The organism is Streptomyces sp. NPDC094034, assembly GCF_040303865.1.
Lineage (GTDB): Bacteria > Actinomycetota > Actinomycetes > Streptomycetales > Streptomycetaceae > Streptomyces.
This window is the reverse complement of record NZ_JBEOUD010000003.1, coordinates 278,058-288,419: the sequence shown is the minus strand read 5'-3', so window position 1 is coordinate 288,419 and position 10,362 is coordinate 278,058. Positions and strand designations below refer to the sequence as shown.

The window sequence follows — 10,362 nt, the reverse complement described above, 5'->3', positions numbered from 1 at the left end:
TTCGGTCCCTATCCGCTGTGCGCGTAGGAGTCTTGAGAAGGGCTGTCCCTAGTACGAGAGGACCGGGACGGACGAACCTCTGGTGTGCCAGTTGTTCTGCCAAGGGCATGGCTGGTTGGCTACGTTCGGAAAGGATAACCGCTGAAAGCATCTAAGCGGGAAGCCTGCTTCGAGATGAGGACTCCCACCTCCTTGAGGGGTTAAGGCTCCCAGTAGACGACTGGGTTGATAGGCCGGATATGGAAGCCAGGTGACTGGTGGAGTTGACCGGTACTAATAGGCCGAGGGCTTGTCCTCAGTTGCTCGCGTCCACTGTGTTAGTTCTGAAGTAACGAACAGTCGTGTGGTTTTCCGGCTGGTTGGTATCTTCATAGTGTTTCGGTGGTTATAGCGTGAGGGAAACGCCCGGTTACATTCCGAACCCGGAAGCTAAGCCTCACAGCGCCGATGGTACTGCAGGGGGGACCCTGTGGGAGAGTAGGACGCCGCCGAACAATTATTGTGGGAATGCCCCGCACCTCTGGTGCGGGGCATTCTTGCGTTCCCCTTCCGCATTTCCTGTGTTCCACCCCCGTTTCCCTTCGGGATGGTGCTGGGCAGGTCTGATCATCGTGTATGCTTTATCTCGTTGCCCCGCCCCAATAGCTCAGTCGGTAGAGCGTCTCCATGGTAAGGAGAAGGTCTACGGTTCGATTCCGTATTGGGGCTCAAGTAAGCGAAAGGCCCCCGCCACTCGGCGGGGGCCTTTCGTGTTCTGTGTCAGGAATTGTGGGGCTCGGGGACGCGCATCGCCAGGATGGCCATGTCGTCGGAGGCCGGCTCGGCGGCGAAGCGCTCCACCGCGCGCAGTACGCGGGAGGCGACCGCACCGGCCGTCAGGCCCGTACAGGTCGTCAGCACATCGGTCAGGCCGTCGTCGCCCAGCATGCGGGTGCCCTCTCGGCGTTCCGTGACGCCGTCGGTGACACAGAGAAGGACGTCTCCCGGGTCGAGAGTGACCACCTGTTCGTACAGCTCCAGGTCCTCCATGACGCCCAGCAGCGGCTGCGGTTCCGCGGCCGGTTCTACCGTGCCGTCCTGGCGCAGGCGCAGAGGGAGTGGATGGCCGGCGCATACCACCTTGAGGACCGCGCTGCCGTCCTCCTGGGGCCACAACTCGCCGTACAGCAGCGTGAGGAAGCGGCTGCGGGCGCCCTCGTCGAGGATCGCCGCGTTCAGTCGCTCCAGGACGGCCGGGCCGCCGAAGCCCTCGCGGGCCAGCAGGCGCAGGGCGTGCCGGGCCAGGCCGGTGACGGCCGCGGCCTCCGGGCCCGTACCGCAGACGTCTCCGATGGCGAAGCCATAGGCGCCGTCCCGGATCGGGAACAGGTCGTAGAAGTCGCCGCCCACCTCGTTGCCTTCGCCCGCCGCGCGGTAGATGACCTCCACCTCGACGCCGGGTACCTGGGGGAGTCCCGGCGGCAGCAGGCTGCGCTGGAGGGCCTGGCTGATGGCCGTACGTTCCGAGTAGAGACGGGCGTTGTCGAGGGCGAGCGCCGCTCGGCGGGAGAGGTCTTCGGCGAGTTCCAGAATCTCCTGGCGGAAATGGTCGTCCGAGGGCTTGCCGAGGGTCAGCATGCCGATGACACGGTTACGGGCGACCAGCGGCAGCACGACGGTCTCGCCGCCGACCGCCGCCGCCGTAGCCAGCGTTGTGCCGATGCCGGAGGAGACCGGGCTCGAACCTCTTCCCAACTGCCGCATGGAGGTGCGCAGGGCGGCCTGATGTGCCGCGTCCGCCGGGGCGGTCCAGATACGGGCGCCCGGCGTGGGGACCGGATCGGGTGGGTCGATCTTGGAGAGCAGGGCCTTGAGGCCGTCGATGCGGTCCTCGTCCTCGTGCAGCACATAGGAGAGGTACGGGTCCGAGGACTGGTCGGCGATCGTATAGACGGCGCACCAGGTGGCCAGGGTGGGGACGGTCATCTGTGCCATCAGGGCCAGCGTCTGATCGCGGTCCAGCGTGCCCGCGAGCAGATCCGAGGCCTCGACAAGGAAGGAGAGTGAGCCGCGGCGCAGGCGTTCGAGTTCGCCGAGGCGGGCCGATTCGACGGCCAGGGCGATGCGGTCCGCGGCGAACTGGAGGCGCAGCGCCTCCTCGTTGGAGTAGCGGGCCGCTCCTTCGGCGGCGACGCCCAGGGAGCCGGTGAGTCTGCCCTCGACCTTGAGCGGGACGGTCACGACCGAACGCATGCCGGTGTCGTTGAGCAGCGGGACGGCCCCGGGGACCGCCGTGAGGTCGTCGTGGACGGCGGGCATGCGGGCGGAGCCGTAACGGCCCGTGCCGGCCTCCACAGGGACGCGGGCGAAGCGCTGGCGGGCGGAGGGGAGGCCGGTGGAGGCCCGTACCTCCAACTCCGTCTCGTCGTCCGTGGCGAGGAGCAGGAACGCCGAGTCGCCGTCGAGCATGTCGCGGGCGCGCTCCACCGTGCGCTGGAGGAGTCCGTCGAGATCGTCGGGGGCGGGGGAGCCGATGAAGACCTCGAAGGGGTCCGCGCTCCGGCTCTCCGAGCCGATGTCGGTCACGGGAGCGCGCAACGGGGTCTGGATGACGGCGCGTTCGTCGTCGCGTACGAGGAGGCAGACCGTGGACGGCTCGCCGCGTGTGTCGCGCACCCGGAGGTGGGAGGCGTAGACGGGGATGACCCGGCCGTCGGCGCCACGGATGCCGTAACTGCCCTCCCAGCGGGAGAGTTGGAGTGCCTCGACGATGCCCGTGCCGATGCCGGGTGTGTGCGGCCAGGCGGCGATGTCGTTGAGGGGCTTGCCGGTTACTTGTTCGGCGGCGTACCCGAACAGGTGCTCCGCGTCCTCGTTCCAGTTGACGACGGTGCCGCCGCGGTCGATCTGGACGACGGCCACCCGTACGCGTTCGTCGGCGACGGGGAGCAGGCTGGTGGGGAGGACGGGGCCGGCCGTGCGGGTGCCCACCTGGCGCTGGGGCAGGTCGAGCTGGAACCACACCTGCTTGTACGTCGGGGAGTACTCGACACCCCAGCGTGAGGCGAGGGCGGCGCAGAGCAGCAGCCCCCGGCCGTTCTCGCGGTCCGGGCTGCCGAACGACTGGCCGGTGCCCTGGATGGGGACCTCGCGTTCGGGGTAGCGGTCGGCCACTTCGACCCGGACGCCGTCTTCCGTACGGAGGCAGAGCACATCGGCGGAGGTGCCGGCGTGGATCACCGCATTGGTGACGAGTTCACTGGTGAGGACGACGGCGTCATCGACGACATCGGAGTAACCCCATCCCTGGAGCGTGTCGCGGACGAAGGCGCGGGCCGTCGCGACGGACCGCCCGACAGGGTCGAAGCTGGCAGCCGCCCGCGCGGTGATCACAGAACTCCTCGTACGCGTTTCGACGCCCGGCTTCGCCATGATCGGCCCCGCACCTCCTTGTGCCCGGTGGTAGTACCTTCGCCACACCGCCCCTGCCGGGCGGACCGGGGCGGTTGGACAGCCGGATGCCAGGTTACTTACCTTCGCTGTCCGAGCGGATGCCGGTCGCCGCTGTTTCCACCCTGCGGGGGCGGGGACGCTATGCGAAGCTGCCGAACTGTTATGGCCTGGTTCGGGCATGGTGAAACACTGGGCAGGCTTTCGGAGACAGCTCGGGCAGTACGGTCAACCCCTGCGGGAGGGACACGGTGGAGTCTGGCACGGCGGCGCGTGGCAATGGCACGCGCGCGAAAGGCGGACGGTCCCGGAGCAGTGGGACCATCGAGGTGGACGCGGCGGAGCTGAACAGACTCCTGGCGGCCTTGGTGGCGATGCGGGACGGCAACTTCCGTAAGCGCCTGACCGTCTCCGGTGACGATGTGATGGCGGAGATCGCCGCCGTCTTCAATGAGGTCGCCGACCGTAATCTCCATCTCACAGGCGAGCTGGCTCGCGTACGGCGCATGGTCGGGCGTGAGGGAAAGCTCACGGAGCGGCTGGAGACCGGGGCCTGCGAGGGCTCCTGGGCTGCCGCGATCGACGCGTCGAACGCGCTGGTGGACGATCTGGCGCGGCCCGTCTCCGAGGTGGGCCGGGTCCTCTCCGCGGTCACCGACGGCGATCTGGAGCAGCGCATGGAGCTGCGCTCGCACTCTTCCGAGGGCGCGGAGCGGCCGTTGCGCGGCGAGTTCCTGAAGGTGGCCCGTACGGTCAACAATCTGGTCGACCAGCTCTCGGCGTTCACCGATGAGGTGACGCGGGTGGCGCTGGAGGTCGGTACCGAGGGCAAGCTCGGCGGCCAGGCCAAAGTGCGAGGTATGTCCGGATCGTGGAAGGATCTCACGGATTCGGTCAACACGATGGCGTATCGATTGACCGCTCAGGTACGTGACATTGCTCTCGTTACGACGGCGGTCGCCAAGGGTGATCTGTCGCGCAAGGTCACGGTTCATGTGGCCGGCGAGATGCTCCAGCTGAAGAACACCGTCAACACCATGGTCGACCAGTTGTCGTCCTTCTCCTCCGAGGTCACGCGCGTGGCCAGGGAAGTGGGTACGGAGGGCGAGCTGGGCGGTCAGGCGACCGTGCCCGGGGTGGCCGGGGTGTGGAAGGACCTCACCGATTCGGTGAACACGATGGCCGGCAACCTGACCAACCAGGTGCGCGGTATCGCGGAGGTCACCACGGCCGTCGCCAGTGGCGATCTGTCGCAGAAGGTCACGGTGAGCGCGCGCGGTGAGGTGGCTCAGCTCGCCGAGACGATCAACCAGATGACGGAGACGCTGCGTACCTTCGCGGACGAAGTGACCCGAGTGGCGAGCGAGGTCGGCGCCAAGGGGCTGCTCGGCGGCCAGGCACAGGTCCCCGGGGCGGCGGGGACCTGGAAGGACCTGACGGACTCGGTCAACAGCGTCTTCCGCAATCTGACCTCTCAGGTGCGGGACATCGCGCAGGTGACCACGGCGGTCGCGAACGGCGATCTGTCGCAGAAGGTCACCGTCGATGTCGCGGGCGAGATGCTGGAGCTGAAGAACACCGTCAACACCATGGTGGGCCAGTTGCAGTCGTTCGGTTCCGAGGTCACCCGGGTCGCCCGGGAGGTCGGCGTCGAGGGCCGGCTCGGCGGGCAGGCCGAGGTGCCGGGCGCGGCCGGGACGTGGAAGGACCTCACCGATTCGGTGAACACGGCCTTCCGTAACCTGACCGGCCAGGTGCGGGACATCGCGCAGGTGACCACGGCGGTCGCCAATGGCGATCTGACCCAGAAGGTCACCGTCGATGTGGCCGGCGAGATGCTGGAGCTGAAGAACACCGTCAACACGATGGTGGCGCAGCTGTCCTCGTTCGCCGACCAGGTCACGGTCATGGCGCGGGACGTGGGCACGGAGGGCCGCCTCGGTGGCCAGGCGCGGGTGGACGGCGTCAGCGGTACGTGGAAGGAGCTCACCGACTCCGTCAACTTCATGGCCGGGAATCTCACCGATCAGGTGCGCCAGATCGCGCAGGTGACCACGGCCGTGGCGCGCGGTGATCTGTCGCAGAAGATCGATGTGGACGCCCGGGGCGAGATCCTGGAGCTGAAGAACACGATCAACACCATGGTCGACCAGCTCTCGGCCTTCGCGGACCAGGTGACCAGGGTCGCGCGTGAGGTCGGTACGGACGGCCGGCTGGGCGGTCAGGCACAGGTGCCCGGCGTCGCGGGTGTCTGGCGGGATCTGACCGACTCCGTGAACGGCATGGCCGGGAACCTCACGGCACAGGTCAGGAATATCGCCGGCGTCGCCACGGCGGTGGCGCGCGGCGACCTGTCCCAGAAGATCGACGTGGACGCGCGCGGCGAGATCCTGGAGCTGAAGAACACCCTCAACACGATGGTGGACCAGCTGTCCAACTTCGCCGAGCAGGTCACCAGGGTCGCCCGTGAAGTGGGCACCGAGGGCATGCTCGGCGGCCAGGCCGAGGTCCAGGGCGTCTCCGGCACCTGGAAGGACCTCACCCAGTCCGTCAACTTCATGGCGAACAACCTGACGTCGCAGGTCCGCAATATCGCGGAGGTCACCACGGCGGTCGCCAAGGGCGATCTGTCGAAGAAGATCACCGTCGATGCCAGGGGCGAGATCCTCGATCTGGTCACGACCGTCAACACGATGGTCGACCAGCTGCTGAACTTCGCCGACGAAGTGACCCGTGTCGCCCGTGAGGTGGGTACGGAAGGCATCCTCGGCGGGCAGGCCAGGGTCCGGGGTGTCACCGGAATCTGGAAGGACCTCAGCGACAACGTCAACACCATGGCCAACAACCTCACCAGTCAGGTGCGCAATATCTCGCGGGTCTCCGCCGCGGTCGCCAATGGTGATCTGACGAAGAAGGTGACGGTCGAGGCGCGCGGCGAGGTCGCCGAACTCGCCGACACCGTCAACACGATGGTGACGACGTTGTCCTCCTTCGCGGACGAGGTCACGCGCGTCGCCCGTGAGGTGGGCACCGAGGGCGAACTGGGCGGCCAGGCCAGGGTTCCGGGCGTCTCCGGTACGTGGAAGGACCTCACCGAGTCCGTGAACTCGATGGCGTCCAATCTGACCGGCCAGGTGCGCCAGATCGCGACGGTCACCACCGCCATCGCCAAGGGCGATCTCACCAAGAAGATCGACATCGATGCCCGCGGTGAGATCCTGGAGTTGAAGAACACCATCAACACGATGGTCGACCAGCTCTCTTCGTTCGCCGATCAGGTGACCCGAGTGGCCCGCGAGGTGGGTACGGACGGGCAGCTGGGCGGCCAGGCCCGGGTGCGGGACGTCGACGGCACCTGGCGCGACCTCACCGAATCGGTGAACGAGATGGCCGGCAACCTGACCCGACAGGTGCGGGCGATCGCCGCCGTCGCCACCGCGGTGACCCGCGGCGATCTCAACCTCAAGATCGATGTCGACGCGGCGGGCGAGATCCAGGTCCTCCAGGACAACATCAATACGATGATCGCCAATCTCCGTGACACGACCCTCGCGAATGAGGAACAGGACTGGCTCAAGGGCAATCTCGCCCGTATCTCCGGCCTGATGCAGGGCCGCCGCGATCTCGACGACGTGGCCTCGCTGATCATGAGCGAGCTGACCCCGGTGGTCTCGGCGCAGCACGGCGCGTTCTTCCTGGCGATGCAGACCGGCACGGTGCCGCAGGTCGGTACGGACACCGGCAAGGACGCCTCGTACGAGCTGTGCATGCGCGGCAGTTACGGCTACTCGGCGGGATCGATGCCGACATCCTTCCGACCGGGGGAGACGCTCATCGGGACGGCCGCCGAGGAGAAGCGCACCATCCAGGTCAATGTGCCGCCGGGCTATCTGAAGATCTCATCGGGTCTCGGGGAGGCCTCGCCCGCGCATGTGATCGTGCTGCCGGTGCTCTTCGAGGGGAAGGTCCTCGGTGTGATCGAGCTGGCGTCGTTCCAGCCGTTCACCCATATCCAGCGGGACTTCCTCAACCAGATCGCCGAGATGATCGCGACGAGCGTCAACACCATCAGCGTCAACTCCAAGACGGAGGTTTTGCTGAAGCAGTCGCAGGAGCTGACCGAGCAGCTGCGGGAGCGCTCCGCGGAGCTGGAGAACCGGCAGAAGGCCCTCCAGGAGTCCAACGCGGAGCTGGAGGAGAAGGCCGAACTGCTGGCGCAGCAGAACCGTGACATCGAGGTGAAGAACACCGAGATCGAAGAGGCCAGGCAGGTGCTTGAGGAGCGGGCCGAGCAGCTCGCCGTCTCGATGCGCTACAAGTCGGAGTTCCTCGCGAACATGTCGCACGAGCTGCGTACGCCCCTCAACTCGCTGCTCATCCTCGCCAAGCTGCTCGCCGACAACGCCGAGTCGAACCTCTCGCCGAAGCAGGTGGAGTTCGCGGAGACCATCCATGGCGCGGGCTCGGATCTGCTCCAGCTGATCAACGACATCCTCGATCTCTCGAAGGTCGAGGCGGGCAAGATGGACGTCAGCCCGACCCGTATCGCACTGGTCCAGCTCGTCGACTATGTGGAGGCGACCTTCCGGCCGCTCACGGCGGAGAAGGGGCTCGACTTCTCCGTACGGGTCTCGCCCGAGCTGCCCGCGACGCTGCACACGGACGAACAGCGGCTGCTCCAGGTGCTGCGCAATCTGCTCTCCAACGCGGTGAAGTTCACCGACAGCGGCGCCGTGGAGCTGGTGATCCGGCCGGCCGGTACGGATGTGCCGGACGCCATCAGGGAGCAGCTGCTCGAAGCGGGTTCGCTGCGGGACGCGGACGGCGATCTGATCGCGTTCTCCGTCACCGACACCGGGATCGGGATCGCGGCGAGCAAAATGCGTGTCATCTTCGAGGCGTTCAAGCAGGCGGACGGTACGACCAGCCGGAAGTACGGCGGCACCGGTCTCGGACTGTCCATCAGCCGGGAGATCGCCCGGCTGCTCGGCGGTGAGATCCACGCCGCGAGCGAGCCGGGGCGCGGCTCGACGTTCACGCTCTATCTGCCCCTCCACCCCAGCGAGCTGCCCCCGCAGGGCTATCCGCAGCTGACGCCCGCGGGGATGCAGCAGCTGACCTCGGCGGGTCTCCATCCGCAGGCGCGTCAGACGGACGACGGCGCCGCGGAGGGGGCGGGACAGGCGCAGGGGCGGCTGGAGGGGGCCTCGGCGCCCGCGGAACTGCCCGGTCCCGCTGCCCTGTTCCGGCGTCGGCGCAAGAGCGCGGGCGCCGGGGAGCGTGGCTCCCAGCCGCAGGGCGTGGCTCCGGGCACCTCTGACGGCCCCGCGGACGGGCCGCGCGCTTCGGAGTCCTGGGGCTCGGGTGTGGCCACCGCGGGCCGTCAGGAGGCGCCGCGGGAGAGCCGTACGTTCTCGTTCGACAATGAGAAGGTGCTGATCGTCGATGACGACATCCGCAATGTCTTCGCCCTCACCAGCGTGCTGGAGCAGCACGGACTGTCGGTGCTGTACGCGGAGAACGGCCGCGAGGGCATCGAAGTCCTGGAGCAGCACGACGATGTGACAGTCGTTCTGATGGACATCATGATGCCGGAGATGGACGGTTACGCGACCACGACGGCGATCCGCAGGATGCCGCAGTTCGCCGGGCTGCCGATCATCGCGCTCACCGCGAAGGCGATGAAGGGCGACCGGGAGAAGGCCATTGACTCCGGTGCGTCCGACTATGTCACCAAACCGGTCGACCCCGATCATCTGCTGTCGGTGATGGAGCAGTGGATGCGCGACAAGTGATCGGTGGGTGCCCGAATCGGTGTGATGTGCTGACGGAATATGCCCGATGGCGTGTGAGGCGCCGTAATTCGGGGAACCTTCTGGTCCCGCGCCGCGTTTCCGCTTCGGGCACAGTGACATAACGGTGACAGGGTGTGGCGACAGGCGGGGTGCGGCTACGATGACCGGCACAAGGACGGACGGCGTAAGGGAGCCGTCCCCTGGGGCGGCGCCCGGTGTTTCGCCGAGCTCCGCGAGCAGGGGGCGCCCCATGCCGGGGCGAGGAGGGCGGGCGGCCATGGTGCAGAAGGCCAAGATCCTCCTGGTCGATGACCGGCCGGAGAATCTGCTGGCGCTGGAGGCGATCCTCTCCGCGCTCGATCAGACGCTGGTGCGGGCATCGTCAGGGGAGGAAGCGCTCAAAGCGCTGCTGACGGACGACTTCGCGGTCATTCTGCTGGATGTCCAGATGCCGGGGATGGATGGATTCGAGACCGCCGCGCACATCAAGCGGCGGGAGCGTACGCGCGATATCCCGATCATCTTCCTGACGGCCATCAATCATGGCCCGCATCACACCTTCCGGGGATACGCGGCGGGTGCGGTGGACTACATCTCGAAGCCGTTCGACCCCTGGGTGCTGCGCGCCAAGGTCTCGGTCTTCGTCGAGCTGTATATGAAGAACTGCCAGCTCAAGGAGCAGGCCGAGCTGCTCAGACTCCAGCTGGCCGGGGCGGGCGAGGTCAGGGAGCCGGCCGGGCTGCTCGCCGAACTCTCCGCGCGGCTCGCGGCAGTTGAGGAGCAGGCCGAGGCGCTCTCCAAACAGCTGGACGACGATTCGACGGACGCCTCCGCCGTGGCCACCGCCGCCCATCTGGAGCGCAAACTCACCGGTCTGCGGCGGGCGCTCGACGCGCTGGAGCCGGGGACGGGCAGTGGTTCGCCGCCACTTCCCTCGCCGAGCTGACCTCATCGACCTACATCGACCGAACTGGCCGAACTGGCCGAACTGACCGAATCGATCGAACGGGGCGAACCGGCCGAACCGTGTTGACCGAATCGATCTGAACCGGTCCGAATCGAGCGCCGTGTCCGAAGGGGTGGCGGAACCCGGCGACCGATGAAGCCGCGTCAGTTTCCTGCCGAGTTGTGGGCGACA

Annotated in this window: 3 protein-coding genes, 1 tRNA gene and 2 rRNA genes; 5 read left to right on the top strand and 1 reads right to left on the bottom strand. The window is 67.3% G+C overall.

Annotated features, from left to right (window positions below; all coding sequences use genetic code 11):
- The 3 genes from ABTZ59_RS05430 to ABTZ59_RS05420 form a co-directional block, all read left to right on the top strand.
- Window positions 1-297: ribosomal RNA gene (locus ABTZ59_RS05430) — 23S ribosomal RNA — on the top strand; the annotation flags it as partial.
- A gap of 80 nt (window positions 298-377) precedes the next feature.
- Window positions 378-494 (top strand): 5S ribosomal RNA (gene rrf, locus ABTZ59_RS05425).
- A 141-nt stretch (window positions 495-635) separates the two neighbouring features.
- Window positions 636-708 (top strand) — tRNA-Thr (locus tag ABTZ59_RS05420).
- Window positions 709-759: 51 nt separating this feature from the next.
- On the opposite strand, the gene ABTZ59_RS05415 is transcribed toward ABTZ59_RS05420, so the two are convergent.
- Window positions 760-3,411 (bottom strand): SpoIIE family protein phosphatase, encoded by a 2,652-nt coding sequence (locus tag ABTZ59_RS05415; RefSeq protein ID WP_351390936.1) that lies wholly within the window; start codon window positions 3,409-3,411, stop codon window positions 760-762.
- A gap of 269 nt (window positions 3,412-3,680) precedes the next feature.
- Between ABTZ59_RS05415 and ABTZ59_RS05410 the strand changes: the two genes are divergently transcribed.
- Together ABTZ59_RS05410 and ABTZ59_RS05405 are read left to right on the top strand one after the other, a co-directional pair.
- The gene (locus ABTZ59_RS05410; protein WP_351390933.1) at window positions 3,681-9,224 is read left to right on the top strand and encodes a HAMP domain-containing protein; all 5,544 of its coding nucleotides are present in this window, start codon (window positions 3,681-3,683) and stop codon (window positions 9,222-9,224) included.
- A 277-nt stretch (window positions 9,225-9,501) separates the two neighbouring features.
- Entirely contained in the window at window positions 9,502-10,170 is a 669-nt protein-coding gene (locus ABTZ59_RS05405; RefSeq protein WP_351390930.1) for a response regulator, read from the top strand.
- Window positions 10,171-10,362: the final 192 nt, after the last annotated feature.

What these genes read in the sequence shown, in the direction of transcription:
- ABTZ59_RS05415 (WP_351390936.1), bottom strand. Translation starts at nt 3,411, where the DNA reads ATGGCGAAGCCGGGCGTCGAAACGCGTACGAGGAGTTCTGTGATCACC.
- ABTZ59_RS05405 (WP_351390930.1), top strand. Translation starts at nt 9,502, where the DNA reads ATGGTGCAGAAGGCCAAGATCCTCCTGGTCGATGACCGGCCGGAGAAT.